The following is a 21,365-nucleotide window of genomic DNA, read 5'->3' on the forward strand; positions in this document are numbered from 1 at the left end:
CGTGTCGCCCGGTTTGTCCGTTCCCTGGACTGGACGATCGTCCAGAGACTTGGAAGCGCGTTCACGAGCCGTTATGGTTTCGTGACCGCACGACGCCGGGCTGCGTACAGCGCGCCCGACGACGACGTCGCGGCAGATCAGAGACGTGTGAGGGACGGGAGGTGTCGTGGGGTCGCACAGCGAGCAGCCCATGACGGCACCGCCGACCCGCCGCAGCCTCCGAGAGGCGGAGCGGCGGGCCGCTTCTGAACCCACTCCGGTGACCGCCCCCCGACCTGATCCCCACGCCCCGACCGCTGCCCACCACGTCCCGACGTGGGCGCACCTCGAGCCCGCTGCGACGCCCGCCACCGAGGCGTTCGCGGTGCCGGCCGGCCGCGTGCAGCGCCCCGCCGGCCCGCAGGCCCGGTCGGCCTGGACCTCTTCCCCGCAGACGCGCAGCACGTCGCCGATCTCCTCCGCACCGCCCGCGCGCACCGCGCCGCCGGTTCCCTCGCTCCAGCAGCGCACCGCGGCCTCGTTCACGCAGACGATCCCCGCGCCCCAGGTCCGGTCCGTCCCCGCGCCCGCCGTCGCCGCTGCGACGCCGACCCCGGTCGCGACCGTCACGTGGCCGGCGCCGACCCAGGCGTGGGCCAGCAGCACGTCGGCCGCCGCTGACCCGGTGCCCGAGCCCGCACGGTCGGTTGCTCGTGCTCCCGCTCCGGTGGTCGCGCGGTCTGCTGCTCCTGCCCCGGTGGTCGTGCCCGACGTCGAGGACGTCCCCGAGCTCGCGGGCGTATCGGACGACACGGTCGGCCGCCGCACCCGTCGTCCCACCCGCACCGCGGCCCGGCTCAGCGTCCTCGGCGTGCTGGCAGGCATCACCGTGGTGATCCCCGTGAGCCAGGGCGTCGTGACCGGCCCGGCTGCGTTCGGCTCCGACGCGCTCGCCGACTCGACCCTGCCGACCACGGTGTCCGCGCTCGCCGGGTCGTCGCTGTCGGCCCTGCCGCCGTCGTCGCTGGTGTCGGCGGACGGTGCCCTCCAGGCCCGCGGCCTGGCCGCCGCCAGCCGCACGGAGGAGCGCTCCGCGCTCCCCGGGTGCGACGGCTCCCTGCGGGCGGCCGGCCAGAACGGCCTGCTCAAGGTCGCGGACCTGTGCACGCTGTGGGACAACCACACGCAGCTGCGCGCGGACGCGGCCGTCTCGCTCGCCGAGTTCAACCAGGCCTTCGCCGCGCGGTTCGGCGGCGACCTGTGCCTCAGCTCCGGCTACCGGACGCTCGCCGCGCAGCGGGCCGTCAAGGCGCAGAAGGGCGGCCTCGCAGCGGCCCCCGGCAAGAGCAACCACGGCTGGGGACTCGCCGTCGACCTCTGCCAGGACCAGACGTCCGGCGTGAAGTGGCGCTGGATCACCGAGAACGGCCCCACCTACGGGTGGGACAACCCCGCCTGGGCACAGCCGGGCGGCAGCGGCCCGTTCGAGAAGTGGCACTGGGAGTTCACCAAGGGCGTCCAGCAGGACGGCGAGTACTACGACGGCTGACGCCGGCTGGACGTTCTACGGCTGACGCCGGTTGGACGTTCTACGGCTGACGCCGGCTGGACGTTCTACGGCTGACGCCGGCTGTGGACGCTCAGAGCAGGGCGAGGCCCCACGTGATCGTGTGGCTGGCACCGGGTGTCAGGTGCACCAGGTCGTCGCCCGTGCGGAACGCGTCGGCGATGCAGGTCATCGGCTCCGCGGCGACCCCCCGCCGCGCGATGTGCACCACCGTGTCGCCCGTGCACACCTGCCAGGCCCGGGTCGCGTCGTCCGCCCAGAGCGCGACCGTGCGTCCGTCCGGGCAGCCGAGGCGGATCCAGGACAGGCCGTCCGCGTCCTGCGTGACGTCGATCCAGGCGTCGTCCAGGTCCAGGCCCTTCAGCGAGCGCGGCGACCGCAGGTCGTAGTCCCCGTCCACCCGCTCCGCCCCCGTCGGGAGCAGCCGGTCGTCGACCGTGACGTGCCGCGTGGCGTCGATCTGGAGGGTGCAGTCGTCCACCTCGGCGCCCCCGGGGGACAGCCACGGGTGGAACCCGATGCCGTACGGCGCCGTCGTGCTGCCCAGGTTGGTGCCCTCGGCACGCACGTGCAGGCCCGCGTCGGTGAGCGTGTACGTGAGCCGCACGCGCACCGGCCACGGGTACCCATGGGTCGGGACGACGACGTGCTCGAGAGTCACGGAGGTCGCGTCCGCGCCGGTCGTCTCGAAGGCGGTGTGGGCGACGAGGCCGTGCAGAGCCGTCTGCCGCGCGTGCTCCGTCAGCGGGACCTCGTAGGTGTGACCCTCGTAGGCGAACTCGCCGTCGCGCAGCCGGTTGGGCCACGGCGCGAGCACCGCACCCGAGAACGCCGGGGGGATCTCCGTCTCGTCGTACGGGAGGACGACGTCCCTGCCGTCGACGGAGTAGGAGCGGATGCTGGCACCGACGGCCGTGATGACCGCGCGCTGGCCGCCCAGCTCGAGGACGTGCTGGCGGCCGGTCGGCAGGGGAGTGGTGAGGGTCGTGGACACGCTCACACGCTAGCGGGCCGGACCCACGACCCGTGGGAACGGGTCATGTGTCCGGCCCGGCGTTCAGGCGTCGGTGTCGTCGCCCCGGCCGCGGGACACCACGACGAGCGCTGTGCCGCCGACCAGCGCGGCGGTTCCCAGCACCAGGGCCGTGCGAGTCGAGAACCCCGTCGAGGCGAGCTGACCCGGCTCGGCTGCCAGGACCTCACTGACGAACGACGGGCTTGACGCGAGGACCTCGGCGATGGGCTCCGGGTCGGTGACGGCCGGCGTGCCGGGGTCGATCGGGTCGACCGGAGTGCCGGGGTCGACCGGGTTGGAGGGGTCGACCGGCGTGCCGGGGTCGACTGGCGTGCCGGGGTCGACCGGGTTGGTCGGGTCGACGGGTGTGCCGGGGTCCACCGGGTCCGTCGGGTCGATGGGATCGGTCGGATCGATGGGGTCTACCGGGTCCGTCGGGTCGATGGGCTCGATCGGGTCGACGGGGTCGACCGGGTCGGTGCAGGCCGGCGCCTGGCCGCCCTCACCGAAGTGCTCGTTGAACCCGCTGATCTGGACCCAGGTCACGCAGTGCCCGTCGGGGAACGCGCCCGCGAACAATGGGTGGTCGGCCCAGGCGTAGTAGCTCTTCCCGACGTACGCCGCCTGGGGCCAGACGCCGTTGTGCGGCACGGCCTGGTGGACGTTGAACGTCTGCGGCCCGGTGCCGTCGAGCGCGGTCACGCGGTAGTTCAGGTGGCCGTCGGCCTCGAACGTGGCGCCCGCGGGGAGCGTGACGCCCTGCGCGGTGACCGTGTACGGGGTCGGGCTGTCGGAGCCGCCGGCGTAGGCGGCGGTCGGGATCAGGACGAGTGCAGCCGTCACGGCAGCGGCACCGAGGGTGCGGAAGTGCATGGGGATCCTTTCGGGGTGCGTAGGTGCGCCTCGAGGTGTTCGGGATGTGTTGGTGACGACGGCGGGAACCGGCGGGCCTCAGCTGGGGGCCCGGGTCGGAAGTCCGGACGGGTCGTCGACCGCGTCCGCTTCGCCCTGCTCGATGTCATGACAATTGTCGCGTATCCGGTTGCCTCGGGCATGGGACGGAGGTCCCACCGGGGTCCTTCGTGCGGGTGAACGGGTACCCGTCTGTGGACAGCGAGGTGTGCCACCCCTGCCTCGTCCCCTAGGGTTCCGGCCAGTGCAACCGGACATGACGGATGAACCGGACACTCATGACGCGAGGAGGGGGCACCGGTGGACGGTGTGGCGATCCTCGAGACGGAGGTCCGCGAGCTCATCCGACGGCGGGGGCTCGACCCGGTGCGGGACCGGCCCGGGGTCATCGCGCTGGTCTCGGACGCCATCGCCGACTACGACGAGCGGTCGGTCGTCGGCGCGGTGCCGCCGCTCGTGGACGCGGTCGCGGCCCACAAGTCGGTGGTCGACGCGGTCGCCGGGCTCGGGCCGCTCCAGAAGTACCTCGACGACCCGGAGGTCGAGGAGATCTGGATCAACTCCCCGACGCAGGTGTTCGTCGCCCGGCGCGGCGAAGCCGAGCTGACCACGACCATCCTCACGGACGGCCAGGTCCGGGACCTGGTCGAGAAGATGCTCAAGGTCTCCGGGCGTCGGCTCGACCTGTCCAGCCCGTTCGTCGACGCCAGCCTGCCGGGCGGGGAACGGCTGCACGCGGTGATCCCGGACGTCACGCGGCGGCACTGGTCGGTGAACATCCGCAAGTACGTGGTGCGCGCGACGACGCTCGACGACCTCGTCGGCCTGGGCACGCTGACCCCGCACGCGGCGGCGTTCCTGCAGGCGTCCGTCCGGGCCGGGCTGAACGTGCTGGTCTCCGGCGGAACCCAGGCCGGCAAGACCACGATGCTCAACGCTCTCGCGGGCGCCATCCCCGCGCGCGAGCGCGTCATCACGTGCGAGGAGGTCTTCGAGCTGCGGCTCGTCGCGCGCGACTGGGTGGCAATGCAGTGCCGGCAGCCCAGCCTCGAGGGGACCGGCGAGATCCCGCTGCGCCGGCTGGTCAAGGAGGCGCTGCGGATGCGCCCGAACCGGCTGCTCGTCGGCGAGGTGCGCGAGGCCGAGGCGCTCGACCTGCTGATCGCGCTGAACGCGGGGGTGCCGGCCATGTGCACCATCCACGCCAACTCGGCTCGGGAGGCGCTGACCAAGCTCTGCACGTTGCCGCTCCTGGCGGGAGAGAACGTGTCCGACCGGTTCGTGGTGCCGACCGTCGCCTCCGCGGTGGACCTCGTCGTGCACCTGGACCTGGACGGCGACGGGCGTCGGCTCGTCCGGGAGATCGTCGCGGTGCCCGGCCGGGTCGAGCAGGGGATCGTCGAGACGGCGGACGTGTTCCACGCGCGCGACGGGCACCTGGCCCGTGCGGACGGCTATCCGCCGCACCCGGAGCGCTTCGCCCGTACCGGCACCGACCTGTCCGCGCTGCTGCGAGGGCGGGGCTGATGGGGGTCGTCGTCGGGCTCGTGCTCGGGGCCGGGGTCGCCTGCATCTGGTGGTCGTTCTGGGCCGAGCCGCGTCGGCCCGCGACGGCGCGCCGGGCCGGCTGGCACGCCCGCACCCAGGATGCCCTCGTCCAGGCGGGTGTCACGGGGGTGACCCCCGGCGGGCTGGTGCTCACCAGCGTCCTGCTCGGGCTGGTGGTCATGGTCGTCGGGACCGCGCTCACGCGCATCCCGTCCATCGCCCTCTGCTTCGCGGTCTTCGCGGTGATGGCCCCCTGGACGGTCGTGCGCTCGCGTGCCCGACGGCGCCGAGCCCGCCTCCGACAGCTGTGGCCCGAGGTGGTCGACCACCTCGGCTCCGGCATCCGGGCGGGGCTGGCGCTGCCCGAGGCTGTCGCCCAGATCGGGGAGCGCGGCCCGGTCGAGCTGCGCGAGGCGTTCACCGCGTTCGCGGAGGACTACCGGGCGACGGGCCGGTTCGGGGAGTGCCTCGACCTGCTCAAGGCCCGCCTCGCGGATCCTGTCGCCGACCGGATCATCGAGGCGCTCCGCCTGACCCGCGACGTCGGCGGCACGGACCTCGGCCGGCTGCTGCGCACCCTGTCCACGTTCCTGCGCGAGGACGTGCGCACGCGCGGCGAGCTGGAGGCGCGGCAGAGCTGGACGGTCTACGCCGCTCGGCTCGCGGTCGCCGCGCCGTGGATCGTGCTCGCGCTGCTGGCCACGCGTGCCGAGGCCGCGAGCGCGTACGACACCCCGGCGGGCTTCGCCGTCCTGGTGGTCGGCGGCGCCTGCACGGTGGTCGCGTACCTGATCATGCTGCGCATCGCACGGCTGCCCGACGACCCGCGGGTGCTCCGATGAGCCCCGGCGTCGTCGGCGCCCTGGTGGGGCTGCTGGGGGGCCTCGGCCTGACGATCGTCGTGCTCCGGCTGCGCTCCCGGCGGATCAGCCTCGACCAGCGGCTCGCGCCCTACCTGCGGCCGCAGCCCACGTCCTCGGGGTTGCTGCGGGCGCCCACCGTGCGGGGACCGTTCGCCACGGTCGAGCGGATCGTCGCACCCGTGATGTCCGACGCCGTCCGGCTGGTCACGCGTCTGGGCTCGCCCACGTCCGAGCTGCGCCGCCGCCTGTCGCGGGCGGGCCGACCGGAGACCGTCGAGCAGTTCCGCGCCGGGCAGGTGGTCTGGGGTGTGCTCGGCCTCGCGGGCGGCCTCGGGCTCTCGCTGCTGCTCGCCGCCACGCGTGGCACCGGCGTCGTCGCGCTCGTCGTGCTGGTCGTCGTCTGCGGGCTGACCGGTGTGCTCGCGCGGGACTGGGCGCTGACGCGCGAGCTCCAGGCGCGGGAGTCCCGGATGCTCACCGAGCTGCCGACCATCGCGGAGCTGCTCGCCCTGGCGGTCGGCGCCGGCGAGGGGGCGGTCGGCGCGCTCGAGCGGGTGGTCCGGAGCACGCACGGCGAGCTGTCGGCCGAGCTGGCCCGGACGCTCGCCGACGCCCGCGCGGGCGCGCCGCTGACCGTCGCGCTCGACAACCTCGCCGACCGGACCGGGCTCACGGCGCTCGCCCGCTTCGCGGAGGGTGTCGCCGTGGCGGTGGAGCGCGGCACGCCGCTGGCCGACGTGCTCCGGGCGCAGGCGCAGGACGTCCGCGAGGAGGGGCGCCGCGCGCTCATGGAGACCGGTGGGCGCAAGGAGGTGCTGATGATGGTCCCGGTGGTCTTCCTGATCCTGCCGGTGACCGTCGTCTTCGCCGTCTTCCCCTCGATGGTGGTCCTGCGGGTCGGTCTGTGACCCGCACGGGAACGTGGAACGGCGCCCCAGCGGCGTCCGACGAAGGGAGTACCGATGACGAGCGGGACCGAGAGCACCGACGACCGACCGACCGCCCGCACCGCGGCGCTGCTGTGGGGCTCGCTGGTGTGGGGGGCGACGGCGTGGGCAGGGGTCCAGCGTCGCCTGCGGGCCGGTGGGGCCGACCGGGGCGACGTCCCGGGCTGGGTGCTGGTGACCCTGATGACGGCGGGGCTGGTGACCGCGCTGTGGATCATCGCCGGCGACGCGCTGGGCCGGGTGTTCGAGGACGCCATCACCAGCGTCAAGGCGCCCTGACGTCGGACGCCGGCTCGGCGATCGTCGACTTCGCCCTCGTCGGTGGCCTGGTGACGGTGCTGTTCGTCGCGGTGCTCCAGCTGACGATCGTGCTCCATGTGCGCAACACGCTGGTCGACTCGGCGGCCGAGGGCGCTCGCTACGGGGCGCTGGGGGGTCACGAGCCCGCCGACGGGGCCGAGCGGTCGCGGGACCTGATCGCGCAGTCGCTCTCGTCGGCGTACGCCCAGGGGGTCAGCGCCAGCCGGACCACCCTCGACGGGCTGGACGTCGTGGAGGTCCAGGTCGAGGCCCCGCTGCCGCTCGTCGGGCTGGTGGGTGCGGCGGGGACCCTGACCGTGCGCGGGCACGCCCTGGCCGAGCAGCCGTGAGCCTGCGCGCGCGCCTCGGCGGCGACGAGGGCAGCTCGGTCGTCGAGTTCCTCGGGCTCTCGCTGGTCCTGCTGGTGCCGCTCGTGTACCTGGTGCTCGTGCTGGGACGCATCGAGGCCGCTACGTTCGCCGCCGAGGGTGCCGCGCGGGAGGCGGCGCGCACGTTCGTCGTCGCCGACCACGCCGACGAGGGCACCGAGCGGGCGCTCGCCGCGGTCCGGATCGCCCTGCGGGACCAGGGCTTCGACGACGACCCGTCCGACGCCCTCACGCTGACCTGCTCGGCGTCGCCGTGCCTGGCGCCCGGCAGCGACGTGGCGGCCCGGATCGACGTGCGCGTGCCGCTGCCGTTCGTGCCGGGATTCGTGCGGGACGTCGTCCCGCTGGAGGTGCCGGTGACCGCCGAGCGCGTCGCACCGGTCGACACCTACAGGTCGACCCGGTGAGGCGCGGGACGGACGACGACCGCGGCCAGGTGATGATCCTGACCATCGGGTTCGTGGTGGTCGCCCTGCTGCTCATCACGGTCGTCGTGTCCGCCGCGGGCGTGCACCTGGAGCGCAAGAGGCTGCTGGCGCTCGCGGACGTGCTGGCGCTCGAGGCGGCCGACGCCGTGAGCGACGACCGGTACTTCGCGCCCGGGGCCGGGCAGGGAGACCCGGACGTGGAGGGGCTCCCGCTGACGGACCGGTCGGTGCGGGCGGCGGTCGACGCCTACCTGCGGGACAACCCCGACGCGGCCACCGCCTGGGACGACTTCGCGGTGCTCTCGGCGTCGACGGCGGACGGCCGCTCGGCGCACGTGCAGCTGGCCGCCGTGGTCCGTCCGGTGCTGCTCAGCTGGGTGCTCGCGCCGTGGCAGGACGGGATCGCGCTGGAGGCTGAGTCGTCTGCACGCGGGTCGTGAGCCAGGTCGACGGGCTCCGGTAGCCTGGACGGTTGTGGCCACCACCGACTTCCCCTCCGCGATCCGCGAGCTGCGCAGCACCCTGGGCACCATCCAGGCGGTGAGCGACCCGACCGCGCTCCAGGCGAAGGTCGCGGAGCTGTCGGAGCAGGCGTCGGCCCCGGACCTGTGGGACGACCCGGACGCCGCGCAGAAGATCACCAGCGCGCTGTCGTCGACGCAGGCGGAGCTGGACCGGATGAGCAAGCTCGACGGGCGGATCGACGACCTGGAGACGCTCGTCGAGATGGCCGCCGAGGAGAACGACGAGGACACGCTCGCCGAGGCCGAGGCCGACCTGCTGAAGATCAAGAAGGACCTGGGCGAGCTCGAGGTCCGCACGCTGCTGGCGGGGGAGTACGACCAGCGTGAGGCCGTCGTGACCATCCGCTCCGGGGCCGGGGGCGTCGACGCCGCGGACTTCGCCGAGATGCTGCTGCGCATGTACCTGCGCTGGGCCGAGCGCCACGGCTACCCGACGTCCGTGCTCGATACCTCGTACGCGGAGGAGGCCGGGCTGAAGTCGGCCACGTTCGAGGTCAAGGTGCCGTACGCGTTCGGGAACCTGTCCGTCGAGGCCGGCACGCACCGCCTGGTCCGCATCTCCCCGTTCGACAACCAGGGCCGTCGCCAGACGAGCTTCGCGGCCGTCGAGGTGATCCCGCTCATCGAGTCGAACGACTCCATCGACATCCCCGAGTCGGAGATCAAGGTCGACGTCTTCCGCTCGTCCGGCCCGGGCGGCCAGTCGGTCAACACCACGGACTCTGCGGTGCGCATGACGCACATCCCGACCGGCATCGTGGTGTCGATGCAGAACGAGAAGTCCCAGATCCAGAACCGCGCCGCCGCCCTACGCGTGCTCCAGTCCCGCCTGCTCCTGGTCCGCAAGGCCGAGGAGGACGCCAAGAAGAAGGCGATGGCAGGAGACGTCAAGGCGAGCTGGGGGGACCAGATGCGGTCGTATGTTCTCCAGCCGTACCAGATGGTCAAGGACCTGCGCACGGAGCACGAGGTGGGCAACCCCGCGGCCGTGTTCGACGGCGACATCGATGACTTCATCGAGGCCGGCATCCGCTGGCGCCGGTCGCAGGACAACACCTCCGCCTGATCCCGCTGGCTTCGAAGGCCGAAGTTATAGGTCCAAGGTCCTTCGGAAAACGCTCTCAAACCCCCGCAGGACACGGGTTGGTAACGAGACTTGCGCCAACCTAGCCTTCAGGTCTTGAATGCAACCGACATGACCGGCCATGCGGACCGGTAGGACCAGAGACGGTCCTGCTCGGGCCGCCGGGGCACAGATGCCTCGGCGCCGCAGGTCGGACGGTGCAACGAGAGAGCGGACAACGATGTCATTTGCATGGAAGAAGGTGGCCGTCGGCATCGCCACGGCTGGCCTGGTGATCGGCCTCTCCGCCTGCAGCCAGGAGCGGGACGCAGCTGACGAGCCCACGGGCAGCGCAGCGGTCGAGGACACCCTCATCGGCATCGCGATGCCGACCAAGAGCCTCGAGCGGTGGAACCGTGACGGCGCGCACCTCGAGGAGCTCCTCAAGGAGGCGGGCTACGAGACGACGCTGCAGTACGCCGACAACAAGGTGGACCAGCAGATCACGCAGCTCGAGAACATGATCAACCAGGGCGCGAAGGTCCTCGTGATCGCCTCGATCGACGGCACGGCGCTCGCGCCGGTCCTCGAGCAGGCGGCGACCAACGACGTCAAGGTCATCGCGTACGACCGCCTCATCAACGACACGGACAACGTCGACTACTACGCGACGTTCGACAACGAGAAGGTCGGCACGCTCCAGGGCGAGTTCATCGTCGACGCTCTCGACCTCGAGAACGCCGCAGGCCCGTTCAACCTCGAGCCCTTCGCCGGCTCGCCGGACGACAACAACGCGAAGTTCTTCTTCTCCGGTGCGTGGGACATCCTCCTGCCGTACGTGGAGGCGGGGAAGCTCGTCGTCCCGTCGGGCAAGTCGCCCGCCAGCAACGACGACTGGGCCAGCATCGGCATCCAGGGCTGGGGCTCCGACACCGCCCAGGCCGAGATGGAGAACCGGCTCAACTCGTTCTACGGCGCCGGCCAGAAGGTCAACGTCGTCCTGTCGCCCAACGACTCGCTCGCGCTGGGCATCGCCCAGGCGCTCGAGGGTGCGGGCTACGCCCCGGGTCCTGACTACCCGGTGCTGACCGGGCAGGACGCCGACCAGGCGAACGTGCTCAACATGCTGGCCGGCAAGCAGTCCATGTCCGTCTGGAAGGACACCCGCGCGCTGGGTGACCAGGTCGCCAAGATGATCCAGCAGATCGTCGACGGCGACACGGTCGACGTCAACGACACCGAGACGTACGACAACGGCAACAAGGTCGTCCCGACGTACCTCCTGGACCCGCAGGTCGTCACGCCCGACACCGTCGAGTCGGTTCTCGTCGAGTCCGGCTTCTACAAGGCCTCCGACCTGGGTCTCTGACCCACACCGGAGAATGCTGCTGACCGCCGGCCCGTGCGACCTGCACGGGCCGGCGATCGGCGGCCTCGCCTGACGACACACTGTGAGGAAGCATGAGCAACGACCACATCCTTGAGATGCGGGACATCACGAAGCGGTTCCCCGGAGTCATCGCGCTCCAGGACGTGAACCTGTCGGTCCGCGCCGGCGAGATCCACGCGATCTGCGGCGAGAACGGCGCAGGAAAGTCCACCCTCATGAAGATCCTGTCGGGCGTCTACCCGCACGGGACGTACGAGGGGGAGATCGTCCTGAGCGGCGAGCCCGTCGAGTTCCGCGGGATCCGCGACTCCGAACGGCACGGCGTCGTCATCATCCACCAGGAGCTCGCGCTGAGCCCGTTCCTGTCGATCGCCGAGAACATCTTCCTCGGCAACGAGCAGGCGGAGCGGGGCGTCGTCGACTGGAACAAGACCAACTCGGAGGCCGCCAAGCTCCTCGCCCGCGTGGGCCTGGACGAGCGCCCCGACACCAAGATCGTCGACATCGGCGTCGGCAAGCAGCAGCTCGTGGAGATCGCCAAGGCGCTCTCCAAGGAGGTGAAGCTGCTCATCCTCGACGAGCCCACCGCGGCCCTGAACGACGAGGACAGCGCCCACCTGCTCGGCCTGATCCGGAGCCTCAAGGAGCACGGGATCACGTCGATCATCATCAGCCACAAGCTGAACGAGATCGAGGCGGTCGCCGACACCACGACGATCATCCGCGACGGCAAGACCATCGAGACCCTCGACATGCACGGGGACGACGCGGTCAGCGAGGAGCGGATCATCCGAGGGATGGTCGGCCGCTCGCTCGACAACCGGTTCCCGGACCACGTGTCCACGATCGGCGAGGAGGTGCTCCGGATCGAGGAATGGACGGTGCACCACCCCATCGACCAGGCGCGCAAGGTGGTCGACAACGCGTCGATCGACGTGCGCCGCGGCGAGATCGTCGGCATCGCCGGCCTCATGGGTGCCGGCCGCACGGAGCTCGCGATGAGCCTGTTCGGGCGCAGCTACGGCGCGCGCATCTCCGGCCGGGCCTTCAAGGACGGCAAGCAGGTGGAGCTGCGCTCCGTGGGTGCGGCCATCAGGCACGGGATCGCGTACGCGACCGAGGACCGCAAGCGGTTCGGCCTCAACCTCATCGACACCATCCAGCACAACGTCTCGGCGTCCGCGCTGGGCAAGCTCGCGCGCTGGGGCGTCGTCGACAGGACCGCCGAGGAGAAGGTCGCCGAGCAGTACCGACGCGACCTCAACATCAAGACGCCGACGGTCTCCGCCCTGGTGGGCAAGCTGTCCGGCGGCAACCAGCAGAAGGTCGTGCTGAGCAAGTGGATCTACGCCGATCCTGACGTGCTCATCCTCGACGAGCCCACCCGAGGCATCGACGTGGGCGCCAAGTACGAGATCTACACGATCATCAACAAGCTCGCGGATGCGGGGAAGGGCGTCATCGTCATCTCCTCCGAGCTCCCCGAGCTGATCGGCATCTGCGACCGCATCTACGCCCTGAGCCAGGGCCGCGTCACGGGCGAGGTTGCCCGCGCCGACGCCACGCAGGAGCGCCTCATGCAGTACATGACCATGGAGAAGGACGTGACCCCCCGATGACTACCGACCTCAACCCCGCCCCTGCAGCCCCTCCGGGAGCTCAGGCCCGCGTGCCGCTCGGACAGCGGATGGCCGGCCTCGGCGGTAATGCGCGCCAGTACGGCATCTTCGGCGCGCTCGTCGTGATCGTGCTGCTGTTCCAGGTGCTCACCGACGGCAAGCTGCTGCTCGCCAACAACGTCGCGGCCCTGTTCCAGCAGAACGCCTACGTGATGATCCTGGCCATCGGCATGGTCATGGTCATCGTCGCCGGGCACATCGACCTGTCGGTCGGCTCCGTGGTCGCGTTCGTCGGTGGCATCGTCGCCGTGAGCATGCGAGACATGGGGCTGCCGTGGATGGTCGCCGTCCTGCTCGGGCTCGCGGTCGGCGGTGTCGTCGGCGCGTGGCAGGGGTACTGGGTCGCGTACGTCGGGATCCCGGCGTTCATCGTGACGCTGGCCGGCATGCTCATCTTCCGCGGGCTCGCGCTCGTCATCGTCGGTGAGACCGTCGCCGGCCTGCCGTCGCAGTTCATCGCGATCTCGAAGGGGTCGCTGCCGAACTTCCTGGGCTACGCCAACAACATGGACGTCGTCACGATCCTCATCGGCGTCCTGGCGATCGGCGCGATCGTGGTCTCGCAGGTCCGTGCCCGCCGTTCGCTGCGCAAGCACGAGCTGTACGTCGAGCCCGTGGGTCTGTTCGCCACCAAGCTCGCACTCGTGGCGATCGGCATCGGCGTCCTCACGGTCATCCTGTCGTTCTCCGCGGGCGGCACGCCGACCGTGCTCGTGATCGTCGGGGTGCTCATCGTCGCCTACACGTTCCTCATGGGGCGCACGGTGTTCGGCCGGCACATCTACGCGATCGGCGGCAACCGCCTTGCCGCGAGCCTGTCCGGCGTGGACACCCGTCGGGTCGACTTCTGGATCTTCGTCAACATGGGCGTCCTCGCCGGTGCTGCGGCGATCGTCACCACGGCCCGCGCAGGTGCCGCCATCGCGTCGGCCGGGCAGAACTTCGAGCTCGACGCCATCGCCGCGTGCTTCATCGGCGGAGCAGCCGTCACGGGCGGCATCGGCCGGATCTCGGGTGCGATCGTCGGTGCGCTCATCATGGGCGTGCTCAACATGGGCCTGTCGATCCTGTCGGTCGACCCGTCCTGGCAGATGGCGATCAAGGGCCTCGTGCTCCTGTTCGCCGTGGCGTTCGACCTGATCAACAAGCGCCGGGCAGGGACGCGCTAGCAAGGCGATGACCGGATGGACGACGAGTTGCACTAGGTTCGCACGGTGAGCAGGCGAGCACCCGCAGCCGGCTCCCAGTCGTCCCTGCGCGACGCGAACCGCAACCTCGTCGTCGAGACGGTCAAGCGGTACGGAGGGCTGACGCAGGTCGAGCTCTCCGAGGCAACAGGTCTGTCGCAGGCGACGGTGTCGACGATCGTCCGGGAGCTTCTGGCTGCCGGCGTCGTCGACACCGCCACGACCACCCGCAGCGGGCGGCGTGCCCAGATGGTCACGCTCGCCCGCCGCGTCGGTCTGGCGGCGGGAGTGCAGATCGGGCACCGGCACCTGCGCCTCGTGCTCGGGGACTTCAGCCACCAGGTCATCGCGGAGCAGACCCTCCCGCTGCCGGCGGACCACCGGGTGGACACGAGCCTGGACCGCGTGGCCCTGCTCGTGGTCGACCTGGTCGAGCGCGTGGGGGCGTCGCTCGACGACGTCGTCGGGCTCGGCGTCGGGCTGCCCGCGCCGGTCGACGCGTCCACGGGCATGGTCTCGGTGCGCGGCATCATGCCCGGCTGGGACACGGTGCACATCGGCCAGGTGCTGTCCAAGCGGCTGGGCCGGCCGGTGTACGTGGACAATGACGCCAACCTCGGCGCGATCGCCGAGAGCACGCTCGGTGCGGCGCGCCAGTACAGCGACAGCGTGTTCGTGCGCGCGTCCTACGGCACGGGCGCGGGGATCGTCATCAACGGCCAGGTCCATCGCGGCGTCGCCGGGACCGCGGGCGAGATCGGTCACGTGCAGGTCGCGTTCCCGGGCGAGCTGTGCCGCTGCGGCAACCGCGGCTGCCTCGACACGGTCGTCGGTGCCTCGGCCCTCATCGACCGGCTGCGCGTGAGCTCCGGACCGCTGGCGCTGCGCGACGTGGTGCAGCGCGCGATCGACGGCGACGAGCGCTGCGGCAAGGTGGTCGCGGAGGCGGGCGCCATGATCGGGATGGTGGTCGCGGGGCTCGGCGTCGCGGTCAACCCGCAGCTGGTCGTCGTGGGCGGCGAGCTGGCGGAGACGGGGGAGCTGCTGCTGCGGCCCCTGCGCGAGGCCGTCCGCAGGAACGTGCTGCTGAACCAGATCTCCCCGCTCGAGGTCGTCGCCGCCTCCCTGGGGTCCCGGGCCGAGGTGATCGGAGCCCTGGTCCTGGCCCTCCAGTCGACCGCTCTGCCGCTCCGCGTCGACGACGACCAGGCGGCGGTCGGGGTCGGAGCGGCGCAATGACGCGACGGACGCCTCTGATGGTGGAAGATTCACTGCACGTGTCACGTGCCCAACGGGGAGCAGGTGAGTGGCGATGAGCACGGCCAACGACGTGCCCCTGCTGTCGCTCAGGGGTCTGGGCAAGCGTTTCGGTGCGGTGGAGGCCCTGGTCGACGTCGACCTGGACGTCTACGCGCACGAGGTCGTCGCGCTCGTCGGCGACAACGGGGCCGGGAAGTCGACGGTCGCCAAGATGATCTCGGGCGTGCTCGCCCCCGACACCGGGCTCATCGAGATCGACGGCGAGACCGTCACCATCCCGACGCCCATCGCTGCGCACGCGCTCGGCATCGCGACGGTGTTCCAGGAGCTCGCGCTGGCGGACAACCTCGACGTGACGTCGAACCTGTTCCTCGGCCGCGAGCTGCACCGCGGTCGCGTGCGCGACGACGAGACGATGGAGCAGATCGCCCGGAAGGTCCTGCGGGACCTGAACAGCCGCATCCCGTCGGTCAAGTCGCCGTTGTCCACCCTGTCCAAGGGGCAGCGGCAGTCGGTGGCGATCGCCCGCACACTCATCGGCAGGCCCAGGATCGTGGTGCTCGACGAGCCGACGGCCGCACTGTCGGTGTCCCAGACGGCCGAGGTGCTCACGCACATCGAGCGGCTGCGCGACCTCGGGCTCGGGGTCGTGCTCATCAGCCACAACATGAACGACGTCCGCGCGGTGTCCGACCGGATCATCGTGCTCCGGCACGGTCGCAACAACGGGGAGTTCGACGCGGCCACGGTCAGCCACGAGGCCATCCTGGCCGCGATCACCGGGGCGCCGTCCACCCGCGAGCTCGACCCGCGCGCGTTCCTGCCGACCCCGCACTGACAGGCGTTTCGCGGGAGTTTGCCCGACCTGCTGGCACCGGGTTGCGGTTCACAGGTTCCGCTGCGGCGTGTCACCACCAGGGGCAGGCGGGTCCGCTGCCTACTCTCGACAAGGCCAGCAGTAGTCCCGTCCGTCATGCCCATCCCCGAACCTGGCCGCTTCGAGCACCGTGATCAGATTCGAGAACGTCACCAAGGTCTACGCGCGCGGCGCCCGACCGGCGCTGGACCGTGTGTCCCTGGACGTCGAGCGGGGCGAGTTCGTCTTCCTCGTCGGCGCGTCCGGCTCCGGCAAGTCCACGTTCCTGCGCCTCGTGCTGCGCGAGGAGCGGGCCTCCGCCGGCCGCGTGTTCGTCGCCGGCAAGGAGCTGGGCACCCTGTCGTCGTGGAAGGTGCCGACGCTGCGCCGCCAGATCGGCGCGGTGTTCCAGGACTTCCGCCTGCTGCCCAACAAGACGGTGTTCGAGAACGTGGCGTTCGCGCTCCAGGTGATCGGCAAGCCGCGGCACCACATCCTGACCACCGTGCCGGACACGCTCGAGATGGTCGGCCTGGCCGGCAAGGAGAAGCGCCGCCCGCACGAGCTGTCCGGTGGCGAGCAGCAGCGCGTGGCCATCGCGCGCGCGTTCGTCAACCGCCCGAACATCCTGCTGTGCGACGAGCCCACGGGAAACCTCGACCCGACGACGTCCCTGGGGATCATGCGCCTGCTCGACCGGATCAACCGCACGGGCACCACGGTGGTCATGGCGACGCACGACGACGAGATCGTCGACCAGATGCGCAAGCGCGTGATCGAGCTGTCGACCGGCGCGATGGTGCGAGACCAGTCCCGCGGCGTCTACGGGTCGGACCGCTGATGCGCCTCCAGTTCATCCTCTCCGAGATCGGGCTGGGCCTGCGGCGCAACCTGTCGATGACCATCTCCGTCATCCTCGTGACCTTCGTGTCGCTCACCTTCGTCGGCGCCGCCGCACTGCTCCAGACGCAGATCGGCAAGATGAAGGACGACTGGTACGACAAGGTCGAGGTGTCGGTCTTCCTGTGCCCGCAGAACTCCACGGAACCCACCTGCGCCAGCGGTGAGGTGACCGACGAGCAGAAGGCGGACATCCAGGCGGCGCTCGCGTCGCCCGAGGTCAAGCCGTACGTCGAGAAGATCTACACGGAGACCAAGGAACAGGCGTTCGCGGCCTTCCAGGAGCAGTTCAAGGACCAGTTCTGGGCGTCGGCCGCGACGGTCGACGACATGAACTCGTCCTACCGGATCAAGCTCACCGACCCCGAGCAGTACCCGGTGGTCGCGGAGGTGGTCTCGGGCCGGCCCGGCGTCGAGGAGGTCAAGGACCAGCAGCGGCTGTTCGACCGGCTCTTCTCGGTGCTCAACAACGCGACGCTGCTGGCCGGTGGGCTCGCCGCCGTGATGCTCCTGGCCGCGGTGCTGCTCATCACCACGACCATCCGGCTGTCCGCGCTGAGCCGCCGTCGCGAGACCGGGATCATGCGCCTGGTCGGGGCGTCCACCGTGTTCATCCAGTTGCCGTTCATGCTCGAGGGCGCGATCGCCGCGACGATCGGCGCCCTGCTCGCGGTCGGCGCGCTGTGGCTGGGCGTCGGGTACCTGATCGACGACTGGCTCGGCGAGCAGGCGGCATGGATCCCGTACGTGAACACGTCCGACGTGCTCGCCGTGGCGCCCATCCTCATCGGGGTCGCGATCCTGCTCGCCGCGATCTCCTCCCTGGTCACCCTCAGCCGCTACACGAGGGTGTGACCATGTCGCGCGTCCGGATGCCCGCGTTCCTCGTCGTGCTGGTCCTTATGCTCACCGCGCTGGTCAGCACGCCCGCCTACGCCGACAAGATCGACGACCGCCGCAAGGCGGCGGAGGCGCAGAAGGCCGCGATCGCGAAGGCGCGCGACGACACCGAGGCCGCGATGGAGGGCATCGACGCCAACCTCCAGGCGCTGGCGATGCAGCTGGCGGACACGCAGGCGAAGATCCCCGCCGCGCAGGCCGTGCTCGACGAGGCGAAGGCGGCGCTGGAGAAGGCGCAGCGCGAGGCGGCGATCATCGCGGCCCGGCTGGTCGACGCCGAGGACCAGCAGGTGACGATCACCACGACGATCACGCAGGACGCCGAGTACGCCGCGCAGATGCGTGCCGCGATCGGGCAGATGGCTCGCCAGGCGTACAAGGACGGCGGCGGCGTGTCCGGCGTCGACGTGATCCTGGACGCGCAGAGCACCGACGACTTCGTGCAGCGGTACGGCCTGATGGCCACGGCGCTGCGCACCCAGGCGCAGATCCTGGACCAGCTCAAGGCTGCCGAGTCCGCCAACAAGAACGCCGAGGCCCGGCTGGGCGCCGTGAAGGACAAGATCGCCCAGCTCAAGGCGGAGGCCGACCAGAAGGTGGTCGAGGCCGACGCTGCGAAGGCGGCCGCGGCTGCGGCGAAGGCGTCGCTGGACGCGCTGCTCGCGCAGCAGGTGCAGCAGCAGGCGTCCCTGGACGCCCAGCGTGCGGCCCTCGAGGCGCAGCTGGCACAGGCCGACGCCGAGGCCGCAGCGATCCAGAACGAGCTCCAGGCCGCGATCGCCGCCCAGAAGGCGCGCGACGCCGCGGCCGGTCAGCCGCACGGCCCCGCCGGACCCATCGGCAACGCGCTGTTCGGCAACCCGACCAGCGTCAACCCGATCTACGTCACCTCCGAGTACGGCATGCGGTTCCACCCGACGCTGCACTACACGCGACTGCACGCCGGCATCGACCTGCGCACCTACTGCAACACCCCGATCTACGCCGGCCGTTCGGGCACGGTCACGTGGGCCAAGGCGCGGTACGGCTTCGGCAACCAGGTGATGATCGACAGCGGGTTCGTCAACGGGAACGCCCTGTCAGCCAGCTACAACCACCTCACCAGCTTCGCGGTCAGCTCCGGGCAGACGGTCGAGCGGGGCCAGCTCATCGGGCGGTCGGGCAACACCGGGACGTCGGCCGCGTGCCACCTGCACTTCGAGGTCTACGTGAACGGGGCGACGACGAACCCGCGGCCGCTGCTCGGCCTCTGACGGAGCCTCTGATTTCGGGTGGCACTCGACAGGTAGTCTCGTCCCGCACCATTCGCCAGTGAGCAGGAACGAGGTTCGACCACCGTGGCCAAGGACATCGGGCGCAAGGTCGTCGCCTCGAACCGGAAGGCCCGGCACGACTACGTCATCGAGGACGTGTTCGAGGCCGGGATGGTGCTCAGCGGCACCGAGGTCAAGGCGCTGCGGATGGGCCGGGCCTCGCTGGTGGACGGCTGGTGCGAGGTGACCAACGGCGAGCTGTGGCTCGAGGGCGTGCACATCCCCGAGTACTCGCAGGGCACCTGGACCAACCACGCCCCCCGCCGCAAGCGCAAGCTGTTGCTGCACCGCACGGAGATCGACCGCCTGGAGTCCCGCACCCGGGAGAAGGGGCAGACGATCATCCCGCTGTCCTTGTACTTCCTCGACGGGCGCGCCAAGGTGGAGATCGCGCTGGCCCGCGGCAAGCGCGAGTGGGACAAGCGGCAGGCGCTGCGCGAGCGGCAGGACAACCTGGAGGCCACCCGGGCCATCCGCGAGAAGCGCGACCTGTGAGGGCCTTGCGCGCGGTCCTGCTGGCACTCGGTCTCGTCGTCGCACTGACGGCCGCTGCTGCCCCTGATCAGACGAGCGGCCGGGAGATCACGCGGTACGACGTCACCGCATCGCTCGCCGCCGACGGCACCATGCGGGTGACGCTCGACTTCGACTTCGACTTCGGCGACGACCCCGGGCACGGGCCCTTCCTCAGCCTGCCGACGCGGGTCTACTACGACGAGAACCTCGACCGCGCGTTCCGGTACACGGACATCTCGGCGTCGTCCTCGACCGACGCTCCCGACGGCGTGAACAAGGAGTCGACCTCCGACGCGCTGATCCTTCGGATCGGCGACGAGGACATCGACAACGTCTCCGGCGTGCAGACCTATCACGTGGAGTACACGGCCGACGGGCTGCTGAACCCCGCCAACGCGCAGCACTCCGGCGACGAGCTCTACTGGAACGTCATCGGCGCCGGCTGGGAGATCCCGCTCGGGGACCTGTCCGTGGCGGTCGACGGCCCGGCCCCGGTCGAGGGTGCCGCATGCTTCGCCGGACCGTACGGGTCCACGACACCGTGCACCTCGTCGTCGTTCGCCGGCTCGTCGTCCACGTTCACGCAGGATCTGGTGCCGCTGGGCGACCAGTTCTCCACCGTCACCGGCTGGCCGGCCGGCACGTTCCCCGGCGTCGAGCCGATCCTCGTCGACAAGCCCGACCCGCTGGCCCCCGTGCGACCGGCCTCCCCGCTCGGGATCGTCGCGCTGCTGGTGCTCGTCGGCGGCGCCGTGCTCGCGATCGTCCGGGTGCGCCGCGTCGGCCGGGACAAGGCCTACCTCGGGCTGACCCCGGGGCTGCGACCTGCCGACAACCAACCGGGCGCGGCGACGGGCTTCCGCGACCGCCGCGAGGTCGTCTCCGTGCAGTTCCAGCCGCCCGCGGGCGTGCGGCCGGGGGAGATGGGCACCCTCCTCGACGAGAAGGCCGATCCCGTCGACGTCACCGCCACCCTGGTGGACCTCGCCGTGCGCGGCTGGCTCCGCATCGAGGAGGTGCCGCGGTCCAACCCGAAGAAGAAGGCCAAGGACTGGACCCTGGTGCAGCTGAAGAACAAGGACGGCTCGCTGCTGCCGTACGAGGACGAGCTGCTGTCCTCGATCTTCGCGTCGTCGACCTCCGTCACGCTCTCCGACCTGAAGACCACGTTCGCCGCCTCGATGGCCAAGGTGCAGGACGGCCTGTACGAGCACGTGACGCAGTCCGGCTGGTTCCGCGCGAACCCCAAGTCGGTGCGCGCCCGGTGGTACGGGGCCGGCATCGCGCTGGCCATCCTGGGCATCGTCCTCACCTTCGTCGCGTTCGGCGCCGGCCTGTCGGTGGGCGGCCTCGCCCTGGTGCCCCTCGCCCTGCTGGTCGTCGGCGTGCTGGTCACGATCCTCGGCAAGGCCGCCCCCGCCCGCACCGAGGACGGCACCGCGGTGCTGGCGCAGTCCCTCGGGTTCCGCCGCTACCTGGCCACCGCCGAGGCGAACCAGCTGCGGTTCGAGGAGGGCGAGGACATCTTCAGCCGGTACCTGCCCTACGCGATCGTGTTCGGGCTGGCCGACCGGTGGGCGCGCGTGTTCGCGGAGCTGGCCGCGCAGGGTCGGTCGTTCGAGCAGCCCGGCTGGTACGTCGGCGGGTACTACCCCGGGGCCAACATCTACTGGGCGACCGCGTTCGCGTCCTCGATGGACCGGTTCCAATCCGTGGCCACCGAGGCGATCTCCGCGCCGACGCCGGGTTCCTCGGGCGGGTCCGGGTTCAGCGGCGGGTTCTCCGGCGGTGGCGTCGGCGGCGGTGGTGGCGGGGGCTGGTAAGACTGG

At 71.1% G+C, this 21,365-nt stretch carries 21 protein-coding genes; 19 read left to right on the forward strand and 2 right to left on the reverse strand.

The window, feature by feature from the left end; genetic code table 11:
- The first annotated feature begins 259 nt into the window (after window positions 1–259).
- Entirely contained in the window at window positions 260–1,528 is a 1,269-nt protein-coding gene (locus tag ACO06A_RS14485) for a D-alanyl-D-alanine carboxypeptidase family protein (protein ID WP_421732932.1), read from the forward strand.
- A gap of 91 nt (window positions 1,529–1,619) precedes the next feature.
- On the opposite strand, the gene ACO06A_RS14490 is transcribed toward ACO06A_RS14485, so the two are convergent.
- Together ACO06A_RS14490 and ACO06A_RS14495 are read right to left on the reverse strand one after the other, a co-directional pair.
- Window positions 1,620–2,540 (reverse strand): aldose 1-epimerase family protein, encoded by a 921-nt coding sequence (locus ACO06A_RS14490; RefSeq protein WP_421732933.1) that lies wholly within the window; start codon window positions 2,538–2,540, stop codon window positions 1,620–1,622.
- Window positions 2,541–2,603: 63 nt separating this feature from the next.
- On the reverse strand, window positions 2,604–3,434 hold the full coding sequence (locus ACO06A_RS14495) for a hypothetical protein (RefSeq protein WP_421732934.1): 831 nt from the start codon (window positions 3,432–3,434) through the stop codon (window positions 2,604–2,606).
- 339 nt (window positions 3,435–3,773) lie between these two features.
- On the opposite strand from ACO06A_RS14495, the gene ACO06A_RS14500 reads away from it, so the two are divergent.
- The 18 genes from ACO06A_RS14500 (at window position 3,774) to ACO06A_RS14585 (ending at window position 21,359) form a co-directional block, all read left to right on the forward strand.
- Window positions 3,774–5,000, forward strand: coding sequence for a CpaF family protein (locus tag ACO06A_RS14500; protein ID WP_421732935.1), 1,227 nt, complete (start codon window positions 3,774–3,776; stop codon window positions 4,998–5,000).
- Window positions 5,000–5,863 carry a type II secretion system F family protein gene (locus tag ACO06A_RS14505; protein ID WP_421732936.1) on the forward strand — a complete coding sequence of 288 codons (864 nt, stop codon included), beginning with the start codon at window positions 5,000–5,002 and terminating at the stop codon, window positions 5,861–5,863. Before ACO06A_RS14500 ends, ACO06A_RS14505 begins: the two co-directional genes overlap by 1 nt.
- On the forward strand, window positions 5,860–6,792 hold the full coding sequence (locus ACO06A_RS14510; RefSeq protein ID WP_421732937.1) for a type II secretion system F family protein: 933 nt from the start codon (window positions 5,860–5,862) through the stop codon (window positions 6,790–6,792). Before ACO06A_RS14505 ends, ACO06A_RS14510 begins: the two co-directional genes overlap by 4 nt.
- 123 nt (window positions 6,793–6,915) lie before the next feature.
- The gene (locus tag ACO06A_RS14515; RefSeq protein WP_421736072.1) at window positions 6,916–7,110 is read left to right on the forward strand and encodes a hypothetical protein; all 195 of its coding nucleotides are present in this window, start codon (window positions 6,916–6,918) and stop codon (window positions 7,108–7,110) included.
- Between the two features lie 20 nt (window positions 7,111–7,130).
- Window positions 7,131–7,481 (forward strand): TadE/TadG family type IV pilus assembly protein, encoded by a 351-nt coding sequence (locus tag ACO06A_RS14520; protein ID WP_421736073.1) that lies wholly within the window; start codon window positions 7,131–7,133, stop codon window positions 7,479–7,481.
- Entirely contained in the window at window positions 7,478–7,927 is a 450-nt protein-coding gene (locus ACO06A_RS14525; RefSeq protein ID WP_421732938.1) for a pilus assembly protein, read from the forward strand. The genes ACO06A_RS14520 and ACO06A_RS14525 overlap by 4 nt, the downstream gene beginning before the upstream one ends.
- Window positions 7,924–8,388 (forward strand): pilus assembly protein TadG-related protein, encoded by a 465-nt coding sequence (locus ACO06A_RS14530; protein ID WP_421732939.1) that lies wholly within the window; start codon window positions 7,924–7,926, stop codon window positions 8,386–8,388. The genes ACO06A_RS14525 and ACO06A_RS14530 overlap by 4 nt, the downstream gene beginning before the upstream one ends.
- A gap of 34 nt (window positions 8,389–8,422) precedes the next feature.
- On the forward strand, window positions 8,423–9,538 hold the full coding sequence (prfB, locus tag ACO06A_RS14535; RefSeq protein WP_421732940.1) for a peptide chain release factor 2: 1,116 nt from the start codon (window positions 8,423–8,425) through the stop codon (window positions 9,536–9,538).
- Between the two features lie 238 nt (window positions 9,539–9,776).
- Entirely contained in the window at window positions 9,777–10,904 is a 1,128-nt protein-coding gene (gene chvE, locus ACO06A_RS14540; RefSeq protein WP_421732941.1) for a multiple monosaccharide ABC transporter substrate-binding protein, read from the forward strand.
- A gap of 92 nt (window positions 10,905–10,996) precedes the next feature.
- Complete coding sequence (gene mmsA, locus ACO06A_RS14545; protein WP_421732942.1) at window positions 10,997–12,544, forward strand: multiple monosaccharide ABC transporter ATP-binding protein; 1,548 nt, start codon at window positions 10,997–10,999, stop codon at window positions 12,542–12,544.
- Window positions 12,541–13,773, forward strand: a complete 1,233-nt coding sequence (gene mmsB, locus ACO06A_RS14550; protein ID WP_421732943.1) for a multiple monosaccharide ABC transporter permease — start codon at window positions 12,541–12,543, stop codon at window positions 13,771–13,773. Before mmsA ends, mmsB begins: the two co-directional genes overlap by 4 nt.
- A gap of 45 nt (window positions 13,774–13,818) precedes the next feature.
- Complete coding sequence (locus tag ACO06A_RS14555; protein WP_421732944.1) at window positions 13,819–15,030, forward strand: ROK family transcriptional regulator; 1,212 nt, start codon at window positions 13,819–13,821, stop codon at window positions 15,028–15,030.
- A 73-nt stretch (window positions 15,031–15,103) separates the two neighbouring features.
- Window positions 15,104–15,889, forward strand: a complete 786-nt coding sequence (locus ACO06A_RS14560; RefSeq protein ID WP_421732945.1) for an ATP-binding cassette domain-containing protein — start codon at window positions 15,104–15,106, stop codon at window positions 15,887–15,889.
- 169 nt (window positions 15,890–16,058) lie between these two features.
- Window positions 16,059–16,748, forward strand: a complete 690-nt coding sequence (gene ftsE / locus ACO06A_RS14565; RefSeq protein WP_056096656.1) for a cell division ATP-binding protein FtsE — start codon at window positions 16,059–16,061, stop codon at window positions 16,746–16,748.
- Entirely contained in the window at window positions 16,748–17,662 is a 915-nt protein-coding gene (ftsX, locus tag ACO06A_RS14570) for a permease-like cell division protein FtsX (protein ID WP_421732946.1), read from the forward strand. The genes ftsE and ftsX overlap by 1 nt, the downstream gene beginning before the upstream one ends.
- A 2-nt stretch (window positions 17,663–17,664) precedes the next feature.
- Complete coding sequence (locus ACO06A_RS14575; protein WP_421732947.1) at window positions 17,665–18,960, forward strand: peptidoglycan DD-metalloendopeptidase family protein; 1,296 nt, start codon at window positions 17,665–17,667, stop codon at window positions 18,958–18,960.
- Window positions 18,961–19,044: 84 nt separating this feature from the next.
- Window positions 19,045–19,515, forward strand: coding sequence for an SsrA-binding protein SmpB (gene smpB, locus ACO06A_RS14580; RefSeq protein WP_421732948.1), 471 nt, complete (start codon window positions 19,045–19,047; stop codon window positions 19,513–19,515).
- Entirely contained in the window at window positions 19,512–21,359 is a 1,848-nt protein-coding gene (locus ACO06A_RS14585) for a DUF2207 domain-containing protein (RefSeq protein WP_421732949.1), read from the forward strand. Before smpB ends, ACO06A_RS14585 begins: the two co-directional genes overlap by 4 nt.
- Window positions 21,360–21,365 lie beyond the last annotated feature (6 nt).

The sequence above is a fragment of the Cellulomonas sp. genome (genome assembly GCF_965229465.1).
In the GTDB taxonomy this organism is placed as follows: Bacteria; Actinomycetota; Actinomycetes; order Actinomycetales; family Cellulomonadaceae; genus Cellulomonas.

Excerpts from the sequence above, each read along its gene's own strand:
- ACO06A_RS14495 (WP_421732934.1), bottom strand. The coding sequence starts at position 3,434 with ATGCACTTCCGCACCCTCGGTGCCGCTGCCGTGACGGCTGCACTCGTC.
- ACO06A_RS14505 (WP_421732936.1), top strand. The coding sequence starts at position 5,000 with ATGGGGGTCGTCGTCGGGCTCGTGCTCGGGGCCGGGGTCGCCTGCATC.
- ACO06A_RS14510 (WP_421732937.1), top strand. The coding sequence starts at position 5,860 with ATGAGCCCCGGCGTCGTCGGCGCCCTGGTGGGGCTGCTGGGGGGCCTC.
- chvE (WP_421732941.1), top strand. The coding sequence starts at position 9,777 with ATGTCATTTGCATGGAAGAAGGTGGCCGTCGGCATCGCCACGGCTGGC.
- mmsA (WP_421732942.1), top strand. The coding sequence starts at position 10,997 with ATGAGCAACGACCACATCCTTGAGATGCGGGACATCACGAAGCGGTTC.
- mmsB (WP_421732943.1), top strand. The coding sequence starts at position 12,541 with ATGACTACCGACCTCAACCCCGCCCCTGCAGCCCCTCCGGGAGCTCAG.
- ACO06A_RS14560 (WP_421732945.1), top strand. The coding sequence starts at position 15,104 with ATGAGCACGGCCAACGACGTGCCCCTGCTGTCGCTCAGGGGTCTGGGC.
- ftsX (WP_421732946.1), top strand. The coding sequence starts at position 16,748 with ATGCGCCTCCAGTTCATCCTCTCCGAGATCGGGCTGGGCCTGCGGCGC.
- ACO06A_RS14575 (WP_421732947.1), top strand. The coding sequence starts at position 17,665 with ATGTCGCGCGTCCGGATGCCCGCGTTCCTCGTCGTGCTGGTCCTTATG.